Source organism: Coleofasciculus sp. FACHB-1120 (genome assembly GCF_014698845.1).
Taxonomy (GTDB): Bacteria; Cyanobacteriota; Cyanobacteriia; order Cyanobacteriales; family FACHB-T130; genus FACHB-T130.
The window spans coordinates 56637-74047 of the sequence record NZ_JACJTV010000007.1; the positions used below are offsets into that span (position 1 = coordinate 56637).

The following is a 17411-nucleotide window of genomic DNA, read 5'->3' on the forward strand; positions in this document are numbered from 1 at the left end:
GTCAATAATGGGAAACGCTTTCGGATCGCGAAGGGAATCGCTTTCGGATTGGCAAGAGGGGATACTTTGGCGTCTTTACAAATTTGCTGTCCCGAAAGCGTTTAATTATTTAAAAATCAAATCTAGCCGCTGCTGGGCGTTTTTAAGTGCTTCCTGGGGCGAACTTTTGCCGAGTAAGACAGATTCCAGCGCTCTACCTACATTTTCGGAAACCCGATTATAACCCGTGAAGATAGGACGCGATCGCCCGTACTTGGCTTGCTCTAAAAACACTTTCACCGCTGGTTGTTCGGCGACAAAGGCTTGATATTTGGCACTTTGTCGCGCCTTCAGATTCACGGGTAGGTAGCCGGTACCGAGTGCCCATTCGGTCTGAAATTCCTCTCCCGCAACATATTCAGCAAACGTCCATGCGGCTTGTTCTCGTTCCGGAGTCGTTTTTAAAATGAACAGATTCTCGCCCCCCGTCGCCGTCGCTTGTTCTTTTTGTGCTGGGATGGGGAAAACGCCAAAATCAATGCCAGTGGCTTTCAGTTGCCCCAGCGTCCAAGGGCCGGTCAGTTGCATTGCAGCCTTTCCGGCAAGGAAGTTATCGGTTTCATAGCCGCGTTCTGGTAGAGACAAAATGGTTGAGCCGTCTTCAATTAAATTGCGCCAGAATTGAAGGGCAGCGATCGCGCCTTGATTGTTGGCTAAAGCGATCGCAGAAGCTTCTTGCCCTTGAGCATTCCCCAACTCACCGCCGCCACTCCACAGAAATGGCAACCAAAGGAATACAGCAAATTCTCCCTTTCCTAAAGGTAAAAACATCCCGTGTTGGTCGATGCGCTTGTCGCCATTCGTATCGCGGGTTAAAGTACGAGCAACTTGCCGCAATTCGTCCCAAGTTTTTGGCAACTCGGTGATTCCCGCTGCTTTAAACAAACTAGGACGATAAAAAACTCCGACATTATTCGTCCCAAACGGCACCGACCAAGTATGACCTGCGTACTGCATTGATTCAAACAACGCGGGGTCAATTTCGTCGCGGACGGGGGATTGCGCCAGCCAATTTTCCAAAGGCGCGATCGCATCCAATTCTACCAGCTGACCTGTGAGCGTCGCGTTAAACCACAACAGATCCGGCGGCGCATTTCCCACTACCGCTGCCAAAATCTTCGGTAACTGCTGATCCGCTTGTCCCACATAAAGGGATTCCACCTGAATATTCGGATGCGCCTGATTGAACTTGTCCACCAGCGACTGCAACACATCCCGATTCGGCGGCGGATTCACCCCTTGCCACAACGTCAGTCGGATAACATCCGCTGCTTCCGTCCTCGGCTGTAGCTGACATCCTGCCAATCCTAACAGGACGATGCCTAATAGCAACCCCTGGCTCAAAAAACTCCACAGTTTTTGGAAAAAATTACTAGATCCTTTAAATCCAACTGACATAATTGAATGCCTAATTTTGAACAGAAACAGCGTTAAAATACTCATCATCAGCGACTAAAAGCCATCTTTTTTCTTAAGAACATTGGTTTTTGTAAATATTTTTTATACTTATGATTTTCTTGCTTAAACTAAAACATCTGTTTTATTGGCTTAAAGTAAAGCTTCAGCTATTGGCTACGCAGGGTATAGAAACGAGATTAGGAGGATGTCTGAGAAGTGTCAAAATTTGATTTTATCCCCCTAGCCCCCATAAAAAGAAGGGAGAAGTTCCTCAAAGTACCCTAATTTATCGGGAGATTTAGGAGGATCTCTACTGTTTAAGCGCCTCGATTATGACTTTCCAGACATCCTCCTAAGCAAACAGGCTTGGTATGAAGTCCGGTTGGTTTTTGTTTATCCTAATGTTTGGACGATCGTATAAATAATTTCAGTCTATGGCTGGACATAGTAAGTGGGCGAATATTAAGCGTCAGAAGGCGAGAGTGGATGCAGTGAAGGGCAAAACCTTTACCCAGCTAGCTCGCGCTATTATTGTGGCGGCTCGGAGTGGTATACCAGACCCAGCAGGTAATTTTCAACTCCGCACGGCGATTGATAAGGCAAAGGCGGCGGGGATTCCGAGTGAAAATATTGAAAGAGCGATCGCTAAAGGTGCGGGGACTTGGGGTGCAGATGGCGCTCAGCTAGAAGAAATTCGCTACGAAGGTTATGGTTCCGGCGGCGTGGCGATTTTGGTGGAAGCGCTGACGGATAATCGCAATCGTACCGCCGCTGATTTGAGAGCGGCTTTTAGCAAAAATGGCGGTAATCTCGGTGAAAGCGGCTGCGTCTCGTGGATGTTTGAGCAGAAAGGTGTCTGTATCCTGCTCGGTGCGGTTGACGAAGAGGCGCTATTGGATGCGTCCCTAGAAGGGGGTGCTGAGTCCTACGAACTGACACAGGAGGAGGATACGGAGGGAGCCGACGTGTTTACCTCTGTGGCAAATTTGGAGAACCTAGAGCGAACCCTAAAGGAGAAAGGCTTTAAAGTCAGCGAGGTGGAACTGCGCTGGATTCCTAATAATACGGTGGAAGTCGGCGATTCACAGCAGGCGCAATCGCTCCTCAAATTAATTGAGACCTTGGAAGGACTCGATGATGTGCAAAACGTTACCGCTAACTTCGAGATGGCGGATGAGCTGATGTCTGTGAGTCTCGTTCACTGACAAAATTCTGGAAATTAAAATCGGTGGGAATGACTCATTGGCAGGAATTCTTTCCCGCGCCCGTGTTTTAAGAGCGATCGCGTGTATCTACATCTGTCTTCAGGCGCGATCGCTATCTCTGTCTTAAGCGAGGTTAATCTCCGGTCGCCAGCTTATTAAATCTTAATATTGAGGCAAAACGAACTTGTTTCAGCAGCTCAGTTTCCTGAGCTGTCATTAAAGCAAAACAATCGGAGATTCATAAATGACATTTACTACCAACGAAACCAGCAAACAAGCCTTACAAAAGTTTCAGGGCTTTGATGTAGATACTCAGCTTGCCATCCTGTGGTTCGGCTACCTCGACATCAAAGACCAACTGACACCAGCAAATGCCACTTCTGCCCAAGAAGAAGCCGCCGCCTTGTACCATGCAATCCTGGCAATGCCCAAGGAACAACAGTTACAGGCGCAGCGCGACATCGCTTCACGAGCCGATACTGATATTAGCCGTGCCTATAAAGCTGTAAGTTCTAGCTCTAAGCTGGATGTGTGGCTGCGGTTAGCACAAGGGATGGACAAAGGTGAAATCATTACGGTGCCCTCTGACTATCAACTGCCCGCAGAAACCAACGATTTTGTTGCTCAAATCAAGCAACTGGACTTTGAAGAGCGGATTAATTTCACCCGCAGTGCTGTAATCGAAATGGGTGCTAAGTAGTCTGAAGTTGTGCCTTTTGAGAGTATGAAATCAGTCTTAAACATTGCACCGATTTTCAAAACACCTCTTCTAGAAACCGCCAATAAGAGAGAGGAAGCTTCTTCAGATGCCTAACCTTTAGCAGCTTCCTCGTTATGCATCCCCTGCTAATTGCATTGCAATTAGTGGGGTAATTTTTTATTCTACCAAACTGCTCCAGAGCATCGGTGTGTTGTCCTCTCCCTAACCTTAGGTGCTTATAAGAGGTAAAATGACTTGCAATAAAGAATTCAGAAATCCCCTAGAAACGTACCATGAGCGATAGCACCACAGCTCCCGTTAGCATCTCCTCGTTTAATCTGGATGAGCTTAACCAAAAATTTGACAAAGCTCATCCCAGAGAGATCCTGGCTTGGTGTGTTACAAATATCCCCACGGGACTGGTGCAAACCAGCGCCTTTAATGTGGATGATTTGGTAATTACGGATCTTTTATACCGCGATCTCAAACCAGCAACGCCAGTGCCAGTCATGTTTCTGGACACGCTGTATCACTTTCCCCAAACCCTGGAGTTAGTTGCTAAAGCGCAGGCACTTTACAATTTAAACCTCCAAACTTACAAAATTCCCGATCTAGACTCCCGCGAAGCCTTTGCGGCTAAATACGGCGAAGCGCTGTGGGATAAAGACATCGCCCAATTCCACCACCTGACCAAAATTGAACCGTTGCAACGGGGTCTAGCAGAACTCAATACGGTCGCCTGGATTACCGGACGCCGCCGTGACCAAGCCGTGACTCGTGCGGATATGCCAGTCTTGGAACTAGATGGACAGCAACGGCTGAAAGTGAATCCTCTCGCCAACTGGACGCGCAAGGACAGCTGGGCTTATGTGGCTGAACATGGCATGATTTACAATCCTCTGCACGATCAGGGATATGCCAGTATCGGCGACGAACCCATTACAACACCCGTTGCTGAGGGTGAAGACGAACGCGCAGGTCGCTGGCGCGGGATGGGTAAAACTGAATGTGGAATTCACATTTAGAATGCTAAGAAGTAATGGGTAATTGGTAATCGGTAATCGCCAGGAAAATTACCAATAACTCATTACCAATCACCCATTCGCAATGAGCAAAATGATTAAAATCCTCCACCTATCCGATATCCACATGGGGAGTGGCTTCTCCCACGGACGGGTTAATCCGGAAACGGGTACAAACACGCGGCTGGAGGATTTTGTCAATAGTTTATCGAAGTGTATTGATCGAGCGATTGGGCAAAGCCCAGACGGAGAGAATAGCGAACCCGTCGATTTAGTCTTGTTTGGTGGAGATGCTTTTCCCGATGCAACGCCGCCGCCGTATGTACAGGAAGCGTTTGCTAGTCAGTTTCGCCGCTTAGTCGATGCCCAGATTCCGACGGTGTTGCTGGTGGGAAATCACGACCAGCATTCTCAAGGGGAGGGCGGCGCGAGTTTATGTATTTATCGGACATTGGGAGTGCCGGGGTTTATTGTAGGCGATCGCATCGTCACCCATCGCATCGAAACCCGCAGCGGTCCCGTCCAAATCATTACCCTTCCTTGGCTCACCCGTTCCGCCCTGCTGACGCGCCCGGACACCGAAGATTTATCGCTTGCCGAAGTCAACGAGTTATTAATTAAGCGTCTGGAACCTCGACTGGAAGGCGAGATCCGGCGTCTAGACCCAGAAGTGCCAACCGTTCTTTTAGCTCACCTGATGGCAGACCGAGCTAACTTAGGCGCAGAGCGCTTCCTGGCAGTCGGCAAAGGGTTTACCATCCCCATCTCGATGCTGACGCGACCTTGCTTTGACTACGTAGCGCTGGGGCACGTCCACCGACATCAGAACCTCAACAAGTCGAACCAGCCCCCCGTTGTCTACCCAGGCAGCATTGAGCGAGTTGATTTCAGCGAAGAAAAAGAAGACAAAGGCTATGTAATGATTCAGCTGGAACGAGGCAACGCCCAGTGGGAATTTTGTTCCCTCCCGGTTCGTCCCTTCCGGACTATCGAAGTGGATATCTCTGAGGCAGCTGAGCCGCAAGCCGCTTTAATCAAAGCGATAGGCAAAAAAGATATCAAAGATGCTGTCGTGCGGCTAATCTACAAACTGCGTTCCGAGCAGATAGATTTGATTGATAATAACGCCCTGCACGCCAGCTTAAGTGACGCCCACACCTACACGATTCAGGCGGAATTAGTCAGTCAGCTTGCACGTCCTCGCCTACCCGAACTGGGTTCTAGCGCCAGCATCGATCCAATGGAAGCGCTGAAAACTTACTTAGCCAATCGAGAAGACCTTAAGGATATTGCCTCGCTGATGCTGGAAGAAGCCCAGAAGTTACTGGCACATGAGGAAGAGGCGTGGTTAAACACCTCTGACATAGAGGAAGCATCAGCGACAGGAACGAATCAACCTAGTCAGCAGCCTGTGTCAACGACAGATTCCCAACTGCGTTTATTGTAAAAGTTTGGTATGAATTAGTGTTAAATCTGCAAAAATTCCAATATTGCTAAGTAGTTGGGTCGAAAGCCCAACTGAGCGGCAGGAAAAATAAGCACACCTAGACTTTCTATGTCGTTTTATTCAGTAATTTTGCCAAAGCAAATGTACCTCGTCGTTGCACTAATTCTGCCAAAAATTGAATGGCGACACCTTCTAAGTGTCTTTTTCCAATTGGTTCAAAAATCCCATCCCACAAATTGAGATCGACCAGAGACTCGCCTATTCTGATACCTATTGGCTCTCTATGCCCTCCTGGTATTTCCTTTCTCAGCAACGGTTTGTCCCTTTGATACTCTAATTCATGGATAAACCAGGAAACGTCACTTTCATCGGGCGATCCCATAGCATTTCCTGCAATGTCATCATCTCTAAAAGAAATCAGTGCTGTTAGATTAAATAAACCACTATTTCGGATGATGTCTTGAGTTTCTTTCTTCGTGGGACGTACACCCAGAGAGAAATAGTCTAGTAAATAGGGTAAACCGGGAATTGGGATAGCATCCTTGGTGTCAGAAATATCGGGTGCAATCAATAAAGAAGGTTCATTGATGATATTTTTTGCTCCCTTTTTGATAGCTTCGGATGAATATGCTTCTAAAAGGGCGATGTACTTGCAACCCAAACTGTGTCCAACCCAAAAATGCGGTAATGCTTCGGGATAGTCTAGTGCTTGACGAATGCGATCGCGTTCGTCGAGTAATCCTCTAGCAATAACTCCGTGATTTAGACCAAACTGAAAAGGTACAGCAATGATGGTGTAACCTTCTTCAAACAAGCTTTGTAAGAAATGTCTGTAAGAAATAGTTGGTAAAGTTCCATATAAGGCTCCTCCAATAAATTGAATTACGCCAATTGGATTGGGATTTTCTGCAACCCAACTATGAGCAATTGGTTTAAACAATACATTCATGATTTTCTACTATTTTTATGTAGTTGGTAGAGGGAAAATTTTTAGTATAGGGTTCGCAGAGCTAAACTATTCTGCGAACCCTATTAATTATTTCCTATCAATCCTCAGAGTTGGAATTCTTTAGATTGAAAAGAGATCCACCATTGGCTGTAGGGAGGCTGTAAACAATTTGATCGAGCTGAGGATCGGCATCCTTTAAATTCTTAAAGAATGTCCCTCGGTGTTCGGGTGTTAATAGAAGCTTTGCTGATTTAGACTTCGACAGAGAAGACATGAAGATTTCTACATAACCCCGAAGCTCAAAGTCGGCAGTATCTAGTAGAGTTTTACTATCTTTGCCTGTCTTCAAAATATCTGGTTGCAAGATGAATAAACCTGTGTCATTCGCAGGAATCGTTATCGTGAATCTTGCCTTATTGGGAGCTGTATCCGGGATCAGATCGCCCGGAATATTTACCCCTTCAACATCCAAAAAAACGAAAGTTTTCTCAATGTCTATAGCCGGAGAGACCGCTGTAAACACAAGAGACACTTTTACAGTTGAGCTGGTAGTATTCGCCAGGGTTAAGAAATAACCTTGAATTACTGTACGACTAAGTTTTTCAAGGTTATTCGGTAGCGGTGAAGGCAGATTTTTTGGTAATTGGGACTTTACCAGAAGTTCAAAGGTTGAAACAAGCATAATGTTTTTTAGTAAATTTGTGAGGGAAATTACTTAGCAAGACGAAGCTCATACTCTTTGATATTAAAAAATTACTGAGTTAGTTTTTCAATTACTAATGGCTCAGTTTTTTTGGCTTCATCTTGGCAATTTCTATATAGTTTTAACTATTGTTTAGAGCTAGTTCACAGTCGCTTTTTCTGGTGAAACGCATCTTAGTTAGCACGTTTAAGTGTCACTTATCTATGCAATTTAATATGCGATTTAAAGATGGTGTTGCTGGTAATCTAAGCCTTAACTCGTTAATTTTTTGTTGTAAGTTTCAAAATTTACTCAGTAAATATGCGTAGTTCGTTAATAAACATTAGGTGTGTCTAAACCAGACAAAATAGTCTGAGAACTGGCTTTATCTGTTGAAATTTAGATAAATATGTTACAAAATTTTAGTATAGGAGCTTAAAGTCTGGGGCTTCTCTAATCGTTAAACTGCCAAATTTAATGTATAAAATTTTACTTACTTCATTGGTAGCAGCTGGTTTTATTCTCGGTGCCGCTGCACGCCTTCAACCAGCTTCGGCTGGAACTTGTGCGGCAAAGTGCCCCCCAGCCCCGCTACAGTTCGTACCGGGACAACGCATCACCTATGAGGTAGTAAACCTGACATCGAGTTTGGTTCAGATGCAGAAGGTAGTGGGTACAGATCCGATTCCCCTTAATCCCGGACAAGTGGTGTCTTTCGTTAGGGGAGGAGGTACAGACCCGAATCTATCACTTTTGCTGTGGGATGCAACGGGTTTGCCGCTGGGAATGCGACTTTCTAAACCGAATGCTAGAACTTTACGAATCGAAGTCCGTCCCGGTGGGCGTCCACCAGGCGATCGCACAATTTATCTCAGAGATGACGGTCGGGTTGCTGTTTATTAAAAGCGATCGCATATCCTTAGAGACCCAGTCATTTAACGAATTAAAACTGATAGGATGGGCTGAGCCAGACTGCTGGAAATACGACGCCTGTGCAAGATCGTCCTCATTCAGAATCATCCCCTCGTCCTGCCCGATTGCCCAATCATCGATGGCAAATATTTCCAGTACGAGACGAACTAGCCCAACAGTTAGCTAAAACGACGGGTCTTTCACCACTGTTGAGTCAGGTACTGATTAACCGAGGCATTGAGACGCCAGAAGAGGCGCAAGCATTCCTAGATCCAGAATCTCAGGTTTTGCCCTCACCGTTGGAAGAATTTCCCGACTTGGCAATGAGTGTGGAGTTGTTGCAAGAAGCGATCGCATCCCAGCACAAAATTGCGATCTGCGGAGACTACGATGCAGATGGAATGACCAGCACCGCGCTATTACTCCGGGCACTGCGGTGGTTAGGGGCGCAGGTGGATTATGCCATTCCCAGCCGCATGAGTGAAGGCTACGGGATTAATCGCCGGATTGTTGAAGAATTTCACCGGGAAGGCGTTTGGCTGATTTTAACGGTAGACAACGGCATTTCTGCTTTTGAACCGATCGATCGGGCACGGCAGCTGGGTGTCAAAGTCATTGTCACCGATCATCACGATATTCCCGAAAAACTGCCTCCGGCGGATGCCATTCTCAATCCCAAGCTGATTCGAGAATCCTCCCCTTATCGCGGGGTGGCGGGCGTCGGCGTTGCTTATATCTTGGCTGTCACCCTCGCCCAACAGATGGGGCAAACGAAGGGATTGGTGAAGCCACTATTAGAACTCTTTACCCTCGGAACTATTGCCGATTTAGCACCGTTAACCGGAGTAAACCGCCGCTGGGTGAAGCGGGGTTTGCAACAATTACCGAATTCTCAACTAGCGGGAGTTCAGGCGCTGATTCAGATAGCGGGTGTACCTCAAGGCACAGAGAAAGGCACAGAGAACAGCGAAGCGGAAACTCCAAAATCTAAAATCCCAAATCCACAATCCTTAAAGCCAGAGGATATTGGGTTTCGTCTGGGACCCAGAATTAACGCTGTGGGACGGATTGCCGACCCGCAGACGGTGATTGAATTGCTGATAACTGATAATATGGGAATCGCACTGGAACGGGCGATGCAGTGCGAACAAATTAACAAACACCGACAGCAACTCTGTGAAGAGATTGAACGGGATGCTGTTACTTGGTGTGAAGAAACCCAGATTATTGCAACCCCGAATAAAAAGTTAAATTCTGCCAGTGAGGTTTTATCTCAAATTCCAGATAAGTCGATTGACTTCCAGCAAGAACGGGTGTTGGTGCTGGTTCAACCGGGATGGCATCATGGCGTAATTGGAATTGTTGCCTCGCGTTTGGTGGAACGCTATGGCGTGCCGGTGTTTATCGGAACTTATGAAGATGAGCATCACGTCCGGGGTTCGGCGCGGGGAATTCCTGAATTTCACGTATTTGAAGCTTTGCAGTTTTGTCAGGATTTGCTAGGGAAATTTGGCGGACACAAGGCGGCGGGGGGATTTTCGATGCCAGCCGAAAATCTCCCCGCATTGCGATCGCGTCTTAGCCTTTTTGCTCATCAGTGTCTGGAACCCCAACACCTCAAGCCACTACTCAAGATTGACGTTCAGGCGAACCTCAACGAGATTAATCTCGACCTGTATCAACAGATTGATGCCCTCCACCCGTGCGGGATTGAAAACGCCGATCCCGTTTTCTGGACGCCGAATGTCCGCGTGGTTGAGCAAAAAACTGTTGGGAAAGGTCACGTCAAATTGAAATTGCAAGAAGCGGGGGATAACGGGAATCAGGTTCGGAAAATCGATGCGATCGCTTGGCGATGGGGAAATTATTACCCTTTACCGTCGCGGGTCGATATCGCCTACAAACTGCGCCAAAATACCTGGAATGGCAACACCACGATCCAACTGGAGTTAGTGGGTCTGCGACGTTCCACAGGGGAACCTCATCAATTGTCCTTCTCCCCAGGCTTGAAAGCTGAGTTTCACTACAACCAGCGCCGCTACACTTGTAGCCTTTCTGAGTCTTTAAAAGAGTTAAGAATTAGAAATCCCGAAGGCAAAGTTCTGGCGATTCAGCAAGGACACAGAACGGGTTTACTCGGAATTATGCGGGAAGACGCCAAAGAGGTTGATGTGACGAAACCTCCGTTTTATCCATTGATTAAGGCAGCGATGCAAGCGCTGGATATACCGGGAAAAAATACCTAAGTTTTCTGAGAAAGCGAGATAAGATTTTTTAAGGCAAAGTAACGCAAAGGGATTTGCCAAGATACGCAAAGCTATCTGCTTATCCTTGGCGTTACTCTGCGCTATCCTTGGCGTTACTCTGCATTAAAAATACGATTTTGTGTCAAAATACCGGGATTTTAGAGGTCGCCGCCTCGAAATGCCAGCACGAAGATAACTGCTGGGCCAGCAAGCATAATTACCGCCACAAAGCCTAGCTGAGCAATGACTTCCCAGTTGATGCCGCTTAAACTGCTGAAAATCTCCATTTGTCCTGCCTTTCTACGGGTATTTACAATGTGTTGATTTGAATAGCTAATTGGCAAATTTTGCCATCTAATCTTACCCAGCGATCGCGTCTTTTATTTAAAGAACTTTACAAAAGTATAAACAATGACAAAAAACCCTCAGGAAGTCGTTTCTTGCAGATGGCAAGGAAAAACCTCTCTCCAAGGCACGATTTATCGCGTCTAAACTGAAGAGACGAGAACTTTTTGAAAGATGGTTTTGAACAATGCCGACTTGGCGCTGTGTTAAGCAATGTGGAGCCTGCTGTCATCTCGATCCAGCAGATCGCCCTGACTTAGATCAATATCTCACGCCGGAGGAGTTACAGCTATATCTGAGCATGGTCGGCGAAGGGGGATGGTGTGTGAATTTCGATCGCGAGACGCGAGAATGTCAGATTTATCTAGATCGTCCTCGTTTTTGTCGGGTGCAGGCAGATGTTTTTGAAGAATTGTACGGCATTGAGCCAGAGGAACTCAATGACTTTGCGGTTGAGTGTTGCCGCGAACAGATTGAAGGCGTTTATGGCGATCGCTCTTTAGAAATGATCCGATTTAACCAGGAAGTTGGCTTTTAAGACAGATTAGGAACTTAAATCTTTTGCAAGCAACCAAAGGTTGATATTTGCGCCATATTCTGAGAAAATGAAAAGAATATGAAAATTAGCTAGCGTTGAGCCTAACTCAATAGTGAAACTTTCTGCACTGCCTCCTAGCCTGCCTGCCTTAGAGCGTCCTAGCGCCCAGGTACCTGACGTTGAACCAGCGCCTTCACCCTCTTCAAGGATTAGCCATTCTAAATCTCAAAAGCCAAAAGTGAAGCTTTTCCAGCGGGTGCCTTGGACAGTCTTTAGCTCCACGTTCTTGACGATCTTTTTGGCAGAAATGGGGGATAAAACTCAGGTGGCAACGCTGCTAATGAGTGCAGAATCTCAGTCGCCGTGGTTGGTGTTTGCGGGTGCGGCGATGGCACTGATTGCCACAAGCTTAGTCGGTGTATTGTTGGGGCGTTGGCTGGCAACCAGGCTATCTCCTAAAACCTTGGACATGGCAGCGGGAGCGTGTTTGCTCTTTGTTTCTGTGATGCTGCTGTGGGATGTCGTGCATTTTTAAGTTGCAAGGTTGGCAAGTTGTGAAGTTCAACCTGTCAGCGATTCAAAAGCTTCAATCTTTAACCCTTCCAACCTTCAACTATGGATTGGCATCTTCTCGGAATTAGTTTCATCACGGTATTTTTGGCAGAGATTGGCGATAAGAGCCAATTGGCAGCGATCGCGCTCAGTGGCAGTTCTAAATCTCCTCGTGCCGTGTTTCTCGGAACGATCGCCGCACTGCTGCTGGCTAGCTTCCTGGGAGTCATTGCTGGAGAAGGCGTGGCGGTGCTGTTGCCTGCGCGGTTACTCAAAGCGATCGCAGCCATTGGATTTGCCTTGATTGCCGTCCGCTTGTTGTGGCCTGATACCGACGTGCAAGAAGATTTAGAAGAGAAACCGTAAATGTCAGGTTTTAGATTTGGGATTTTAGACTGGTAAGAAAACTTCCAGGCGCAAAAGCGTTAATTTATGGAAAAAAATCGGGCTTTCGCTCTAGGAGTGTCAACATAGATTTAGTCAGTTGCAGCGCTTCCCACTATGAGCTATTGCCTCAATCCAGCTTGCCCAAATCCTCAAAATCCCTCTGATACAAAGTTTTGCCTGACTTGTGGCACTAAGTTGCTGCTCAAAGACCGCTACCGTGCCATTAAACCGATTGGGCAAGGCGGTTTTGGTAGAACTTTTTTGGCAGTGGATGAAGACAAACCTTCTAAACCGCGCTGCGTAATCAAGCAGTTTTACCCGCAAGCCCAAGGCACCAGCACGGTTAAAAAGGCAGTTGAGTTATTTAACCAAGAAGCGATGCGGCTGGATGAACTGGGTAAACATTCCCAGATTCCTGAATTACTGGCATATTTTACTCAAGATGACCGCCAGTATTTGGTGCAAGAGTTTATCGATGGGCAAAACTTAGCCCAAGAATTGGTACAGGTGGGTGCTTTTAGCGAAGCTCACATTCGTCAGTTACTGAGTGATTTATTGTCAGTGCTGCAATTTGTCCACAGCCAACAAGTGATTCACCGAGATATTAAGCCAGAAAATATTATTCGCAGAAGTCGCGATCGCAAGCTGGTTCTGGTTGATTTCGGCGCATCTAAAGTTGCCACCGCCAACGCCCTCAACCAGACGGGAACCAGCATTGGCAGCCCTGAATATGTGGCACCAGAGCAAGCCAGAGGCAGAGCTTCTTTTGCTAGCGATATTTATAGTTTAGGCGTCACCTGCATTCATCTATTAACTCAGCGCTCTCCGTTTGACTTGTACGATATTAACGAAGACGCTTGGATTTGGCGGCAATATTTAACCTCTAAAGTTAGCGATTCTCTGGGAAAAATTCTGGACAAAATGCTGGAAACAGCTCCCAGTCGGCGCTATCAATCAGCAGAAGCAGTCCTTAAAGACCTGAATTCTCCGTCAGCTCAAGTAGTAACGGTAATCTCTCAGACACCGGCGACACCTGCCAAGCCTCCAGTCAAATCATCGCCGGTGACACCACCCGTTGCTAACACGCCTGCTAACCTATCCAAAAGCCAAATTGATGTTGAATTAGAGGCTTTAAAAGCCGAAATAATGGGTGGTGGCACCTCTAAAAACGAAAATCAAAAATCAGCTTCCTCACAACCTCCATCCCCAAATCCGACTAAATCTAAAAATCATGGCGAGCGGCAAGTCGATTTGGAATTAGAGGAGCTAAAAAGTCAATTTCTGGGATCTCCAACACCCAAAAAGCCTCCTCAGAGCTAGCGCTTTGGGGATGGCGGTTTTGGAAGGCACCGCCATCAATTAAACAATCTCAAACAGTCATCAGAGGCTGAACACGAGCCGGAAACCCAGCCGAATTGAGCGCCTCGACAGCCGTGTTGTGGTCTTGCACCCAGAATTGACGACCGAGGCGAACGGTTAAGTGCCGCTGTCCTCCTTTCACCGTTGCAATCACCGGGACATTTGCTTTGTCTTTATCCCCTGAGTGTTCCTGGAGATTGGTCATCAAGCGACGCTGTTCCGCAATGTCACCCGCTTGATGAGGTGTCAGTTCTACCATCACCATCCGCACTTGTTCAATGGGTTCTGTATCCTCAACGATTAGCTGAGTTTTATCGTCTCGCCTGTCTACTTTTCCCCAAATAATCAAGCGATTATCCACGACCAGATGTAAGTGAATGCGTTCGTAAGTTTTCGGGAAGACGACGGCTTCAGATTGGCCTGTTAAGTCTTCGATTTGCAAGATTGCCATGCGATCGCCCTTTTTGGTGACTATGGGTTTGATCCCGCTGACGATCACAATGGCGCTAAGAGTAGTATCCTCCCGCTGGTCGCTGAGTTCGCTAAGATTAATCGGAGCGAGAATTTGAGCGGATTTCCGTACAGATTTGAGGGGATGGTCAGAGACGTAGAAGCCTAGCAGTTCTTTCTCAAAATCTAACTTTTCCTTGTCAGAAAAATCAGGCACCGCTGAAGCCTTGGGAGCAGATTCAAAGCTACTTTCTGTTGTCGCGTTTCCAAAGTCAAAGAGATTTCCCTGACCGCTGGCTCGGTCTTTGGCGCGGTTTTGTCCCCAAGGGAGAACCAGCTCAAGGTCTTTGCTTAATTGCTGTCGGTTGGGTTCGAGGGTATCAAACGCACCGCATTTGATTAGAGCTTCTAAAGCGCGGCTGTTAACTGTACGAAGATCCACGCGATCGCACAAATCAGCCAAAGACTTAAAATTGCCCCCAGTTTCCCGTGCTGCCAAAAGGCACCGAATCGCCCCTTCTCCGACATTTCGGACTGCCGACAATCCGAATAAAATACTAGTTTGCAGCGGTGTAAAATCAACCCCCGATCGATTAATATCCGGCGGCTCCACTTGAATATTCATACTCAAACAAGTGGTGATGTATTTTTGCACCTTATCCTGGTCGCCACTGTTAGAAGTCAGCAGCGCCGCCATGTATTCAACTGGAAAATTTGCCTTTAAATATGCCGTTTGATAAGTTACATAAGCATAAGCAGTTGAATGGGATTTATTGAAGCAATATTCAGCAAATTTAACCATCTGCTCGAATAAATCTTCAGCAATCTTTTCTTTTACCCCATTTTTAGCAGCTCCATCAATAAAGGCTTCTCGATGCTTTTGCATTTCCGAAACCTTCTTTTTGCCCATCGATCTTCTCAATAAATCTGCTTGGCCTAGAGAATATCCTGCTAAATCCTGAGCCATTTTCATGATTTGTTCTTGATAAACAAGAACAGCATAGGTTTCTTGCAGAATTGGCTCTAATAAGGGATCGACATACTTGATTTCTTCTCTACCATGCTTGCGGTTAATAAATAGGGGAATCAGACCCGCATCTAATGGCCCCGGTCGATAGAGAGCGAGAATGGAGGAAATGTCTTCGATGCTGGAAGGCTTTAGGTCACGTACAATCTGCCGCATCCCGGAAGATTCTAATTGGAAGATGCCTTCTAATTCACCTTTTTCTAAGACTTCGTAGGTTTTCTGAATATCTAGGGGTAATTTTTTTACTTCACTTTTGGCTAAGATTTTCTGAGCTTTTCTTTCTTCCAGTGGGAGTTGATCGGGATCGAGCGTAATATTTTTATTTTGCTTAATTAGATCGATGCTTTTCTGGATCATGGTTAGGTTCCTTAACCCCAGAAAGTCCATCTTCAATAATCCCAGTGATTCCAAGTCTTCCATGAAATACTGGGTAATGACTGAGCCGTCGTTATTTCGTTGCAGCGGCACAATTTGATCTAAAGGTTCTGCTGAAATCACGACTCCCGCTGCGTGTACCCCAAAAGTTTTATTCGTTCCTTCAATTCGTATCGCCATATCAAGCCAATGGCGAACGATGGGGTCATTCTCGTATTTTTCTTTAAACTCTGGTGCGGGGGTATCATCCGAAATCATCACCTTGAGTTTTGTTGGCTTACCTCGCACCACTGGGATCAGCTTTGCCATTTTGTCTGCATCCCCATAGGGAATATTCAACACTCTGGCGACATCTTTTAAGACAGCTTTAGACGTGAGGCGGTTAAAGGTAATAATCTGCGCCACCCTATCCGTGCCATATTTTTGGGTGACATATTCAATCACTTTGTCCCGTTGTTCAATGCAGAAATCTGTATCAATATCCGGCATGGATTTCCGTTCGGGGTTCAAAAATCGCTCGAATAGTAACCCATGATGGACAGGATCGATATTAGTAATTTTTAAGGCATAAGCAACTAGAGAACCTGCCGCAGAACCGCGACCAGGCCCCACAGGAATGTTATTATCTCTGGCATATTTGATATAGTCCCAAACAACTAAAAAGTAAGTTGAAAATCCCATCTGTTGCATCATTTTCAACTCATATTCCAGCCGCTCTTTGTAGATGGGATCGACTTCAGCACGAGAGCGATAACCAAACCGTTCTAAAAGACCTTTCCAGGTAACATCTTCGAGAAAAGTATCGGCGGTGTAGTCGGCTGGGATGGGATAATCGGGAAGACGAGGCTCACCAAGGATGTTGTAAGGTTGAACTTTGTCTGCGACTTCTAGGGTATTTGCGATCGCTTCCTCAATTACGTCGTCCGGTAGATGATCTCGAAACAGATATTTCATCTCATCAGCGGACTTCAGATATTCAGTACCGCTGTAGCGCATCCGATTATCTTCAGAAATCAGTTTTCCGGTCTGAATACATAACAAGGCGTCGTGAGCTTCGACATCGTTGCAGGAAATAAAATGGGAATCATTTGTCGCAACAATTTTAATGTCTAGTTCCCGTGCAATTTTTACAATCTCAACGTTAACTGTTCGGTCTTCTTGAGAACCGTGATCTTGAATTTCTAAATAAAAATCGTCACCGAAAACATCTTTATACCACTGGGCAGTTCTGCGAGCCACATCGGGTCGGCGTTGAAGAATTGCTTGGGGGATTTCGCCGCCCAAACAAGCACTGGTGACGATTAAACCTTCGTGGTATTCAGCTAATAATTCTTTGTTGATACAAGGACGGGCAAAAATACCTTTTCCCTGATAACCTTTGAGATGAGAAATTGTCGTTAACTTAACTAAATTTTTATAGCCTTTTGTATTTTTCGCTAAAACAACTTGGTGATATTTTTTTCTACCGCGCTTTTGTTCTTCGATATCACCATTCACGACATACATTTCATTGCCAATAATTGGCTTAATTGTTTTGCCGCGACAAACTTTTATTAGCTCAATCGCGCCATACATAACACCGTGATCCGTGAGCGCGATCGCAGGCATCCCCAATTTCAATGCTTGATCGACCAGTTCTGGTAACTGACTGGCACCATCCAGCAAACTATAATCACTATGAACGTGCAAACCAACAAAAGACATATTTGGTAATCGCTAATAGGGAATGGGAAATGGGTAATCAGTAATGTGAATAAACAACGACCGATTACCCGTTA

15 protein-coding genes are annotated in these 17411 nt (G+C 46.2%); 10 read left to right on the plus strand and 5 right to left on the minus strand.

From position 1 onward, the window contains the following. Positions 1 to 105 precede the first annotated feature (105 nt). The gene (locus H6H02_RS09365; RefSeq protein ID WP_190816890.1) at positions 106 to 1437 is read right to left on the minus strand and encodes an ABC transporter substrate-binding protein; all 1332 of its coding nucleotides are present in this window, start codon (positions 1435 to 1437) and stop codon (positions 106 to 108) included. A gap of 434 nt (positions 1438 to 1871) precedes the next feature. Between H6H02_RS09365 and H6H02_RS09370 the strand changes: the two genes are divergently transcribed. The 4 genes from H6H02_RS09370 (at position 1872) to sbcD (ending at position 5811) form a co-directional block, all read left to right on the plus strand. Continuing rightward, on the plus strand, positions 1872 to 2642 hold the full coding sequence (locus tag H6H02_RS09370; protein ID WP_190816892.1) for a YebC/PmpR family DNA-binding transcriptional regulator: 771 nt from the start codon (positions 1872 to 1874) through the stop codon (positions 2640 to 2642). Positions 2643 to 2886: 244 nt separating this feature from the next. Continuing rightward, positions 2887 to 3342 (plus strand): orange carotenoid protein N-terminal domain-containing protein, encoded by a 456-nt coding sequence (locus H6H02_RS09375; protein ID WP_190816894.1) that lies wholly within the window; start codon positions 2887 to 2889, stop codon positions 3340 to 3342. A gap of 293 nt (positions 3343 to 3635) precedes the next feature. Next, the gene (gene cysH, locus H6H02_RS09380; protein WP_190816895.1) at positions 3636 to 4367 is read left to right on the plus strand and encodes a phosphoadenosine phosphosulfate reductase; all 732 of its coding nucleotides are present in this window, start codon (positions 3636 to 3638) and stop codon (positions 4365 to 4367) included. A 91-nt stretch (positions 4368 to 4458) separates the two neighbouring features. Beyond that, positions 4459 to 5811 carry an exonuclease subunit SbcD gene (gene sbcD, locus H6H02_RS09385; RefSeq protein WP_190817079.1) on the plus strand — a complete coding sequence of 451 codons (1353 nt, stop codon included), beginning with the start codon at positions 4459 to 4461 and terminating at the stop codon, positions 5809 to 5811. 106 nt (positions 5812 to 5917) lie between these two features. On the opposite strand, the gene H6H02_RS09390 is transcribed toward sbcD, so the two are convergent. Together H6H02_RS09390 and H6H02_RS09395 are read right to left on the minus strand one after the other, a co-directional pair. Beyond that, complete coding sequence (locus H6H02_RS09390) at positions 5918 to 6760, minus strand: DUF1350 family protein (protein WP_190816897.1); 843 nt, start codon at positions 6758 to 6760, stop codon at positions 5918 to 5920. A gap of 97 nt (positions 6761 to 6857) precedes the next feature. Then, complete coding sequence (locus H6H02_RS09395; protein WP_190816899.1) at positions 6858 to 7442, minus strand: hypothetical protein; 585 nt, start codon at positions 7440 to 7442, stop codon at positions 6858 to 6860. Positions 7443 to 7919: 477 nt separating this feature from the next. Between H6H02_RS09395 and H6H02_RS09400 the strand changes: the two genes are divergently transcribed. Together H6H02_RS09400 and H6H02_RS09405 are read left to right on the plus strand one after the other, a co-directional pair. After that, positions 7920 to 8345 carry a hypothetical protein gene (locus tag H6H02_RS09400; protein ID WP_190816901.1) on the plus strand — a complete coding sequence of 142 codons (426 nt, stop codon included), beginning with the start codon at positions 7920 to 7922 and terminating at the stop codon, positions 8343 to 8345. 89 nt (positions 8346 to 8434) lie between these two features. Next, positions 8435 to 10600 carry a DHH family phosphoesterase gene (locus H6H02_RS09405; RefSeq protein WP_190816903.1) on the plus strand — a complete coding sequence of 722 codons (2166 nt, stop codon included), beginning with the start codon at positions 8435 to 8437 and terminating at the stop codon, positions 10598 to 10600. A gap of 158 nt (positions 10601 to 10758) precedes the next feature. Here H6H02_RS09405 and H6H02_RS09410 read toward each other — a convergent pair whose 3' ends face one another. Beyond that, positions 10759 to 10881 (minus strand): photosystem II reaction center protein Ycf12, encoded by a 123-nt coding sequence (locus tag H6H02_RS09410; RefSeq protein WP_190817081.1) that lies wholly within the window; start codon positions 10879 to 10881, stop codon positions 10759 to 10761. A 251-nt stretch (positions 10882 to 11132) separates the two neighbouring features. On the opposite strand from H6H02_RS09410, the gene H6H02_RS09415 reads away from it, so the two are divergent. From H6H02_RS09415 to H6H02_RS09430, 4 genes are all read left to right on the plus strand, one after another. After that, positions 11133 to 11483 carry a YkgJ family cysteine cluster protein gene (locus H6H02_RS09415; protein ID WP_190816905.1) on the plus strand — a complete coding sequence of 117 codons (351 nt, stop codon included), beginning with the start codon at positions 11133 to 11135 and terminating at the stop codon, positions 11481 to 11483. A gap of 208 nt (positions 11484 to 11691) precedes the next feature. Beyond that, the gene (locus H6H02_RS09420; protein WP_347342591.1) at positions 11692 to 12018 is read left to right on the plus strand and encodes a TMEM165/GDT1 family protein; all 327 of its coding nucleotides are present in this window, start codon (positions 11692 to 11694) and stop codon (positions 12016 to 12018) included. A gap of 80 nt (positions 12019 to 12098) precedes the next feature. Further along, a complete protein-coding gene (locus H6H02_RS09425; RefSeq protein WP_190816909.1) occupies positions 12099 to 12401 on the plus strand; it encodes a TMEM165/GDT1 family protein in 303 nt (100 codons plus the stop codon). 135 nt (positions 12402 to 12536) lie between these two features. Then, positions 12537 to 13742: a serine/threonine-protein kinase gene (locus tag H6H02_RS09430; RefSeq protein WP_190816911.1), complete on the plus strand. Its 1206-nt coding sequence runs from the start codon at positions 12537 to 12539 to the stop codon at positions 13740 to 13742. A 49-nt stretch (positions 13743 to 13791) separates the two neighbouring features. On the opposite strand, the gene H6H02_RS09435 is transcribed toward H6H02_RS09430, so the two are convergent. Next, complete coding sequence (locus H6H02_RS09435; RefSeq protein ID WP_190816913.1) at positions 13792 to 17337, minus strand: DNA polymerase III subunit alpha; 3546 nt, start codon at positions 17335 to 17337, stop codon at positions 13792 to 13794. Positions 17338 to 17411: the final 74 nt, after the last annotated feature.

Excerpts from the sequence above, each read along its gene's own strand:
- H6H02_RS09425 (WP_190816909.1), top strand. The coding sequence starts at position 12,099 with ATGGATTGGCATCTTCTCGGAATTAGTTTCATCACGGTATTTTTGGCA.
- H6H02_RS09395 (WP_190816899.1), bottom strand. The coding sequence starts at position 7,442 with ATGCTTGTTTCAACCTTTGAACTTCTGGTAAAGTCCCAATTACCAAAA.
- H6H02_RS09415 (WP_190816905.1), top strand. The coding sequence starts at position 11,133 with ATGCCGACTTGGCGCTGTGTTAAGCAATGTGGAGCCTGCTGTCATCTC.
- H6H02_RS09375 (WP_190816894.1), top strand. The coding sequence starts at position 2,887 with ATGACATTTACTACCAACGAAACCAGCAAACAAGCCTTACAAAAGTTT.
- H6H02_RS09370 (WP_190816892.1), top strand. The coding sequence starts at position 1,872 with ATGGCTGGACATAGTAAGTGGGCGAATATTAAGCGTCAGAAGGCGAGA.
- sbcD (WP_190817079.1), top strand. The coding sequence starts at position 4,459 with ATGATTAAAATCCTCCACCTATCCGATATCCACATGGGGAGTGGCTTC.
- cysH (WP_190816895.1), top strand. The coding sequence starts at position 3,636 with ATGAGCGATAGCACCACAGCTCCCGTTAGCATCTCCTCGTTTAATCTG.
- H6H02_RS09390 (WP_190816897.1), bottom strand. The coding sequence starts at position 6,760 with ATGAATGTATTGTTTAAACCAATTGCTCATAGTTGGGTTGCAGAAAAT.
- H6H02_RS09400 (WP_190816901.1), top strand. The coding sequence starts at position 7,920 with ATGTATAAAATTTTACTTACTTCATTGGTAGCAGCTGGTTTTATTCTC.
- H6H02_RS09435 (WP_190816913.1), bottom strand. The coding sequence starts at position 17,337 with ATGTCTTTTGTTGGTTTGCACGTTCATAGTGATTATAGTTTGCTGGAT.
- H6H02_RS09365 (WP_190816890.1), bottom strand. The coding sequence starts at position 1,437 with ATGTCAGTTGGATTTAAAGGATCTAGTAATTTTTTCCAAAAACTGTGG.
- H6H02_RS09430 (WP_190816911.1), top strand. The coding sequence starts at position 12,537 with ATGAGCTATTGCCTCAATCCAGCTTGCCCAAATCCTCAAAATCCCTCT.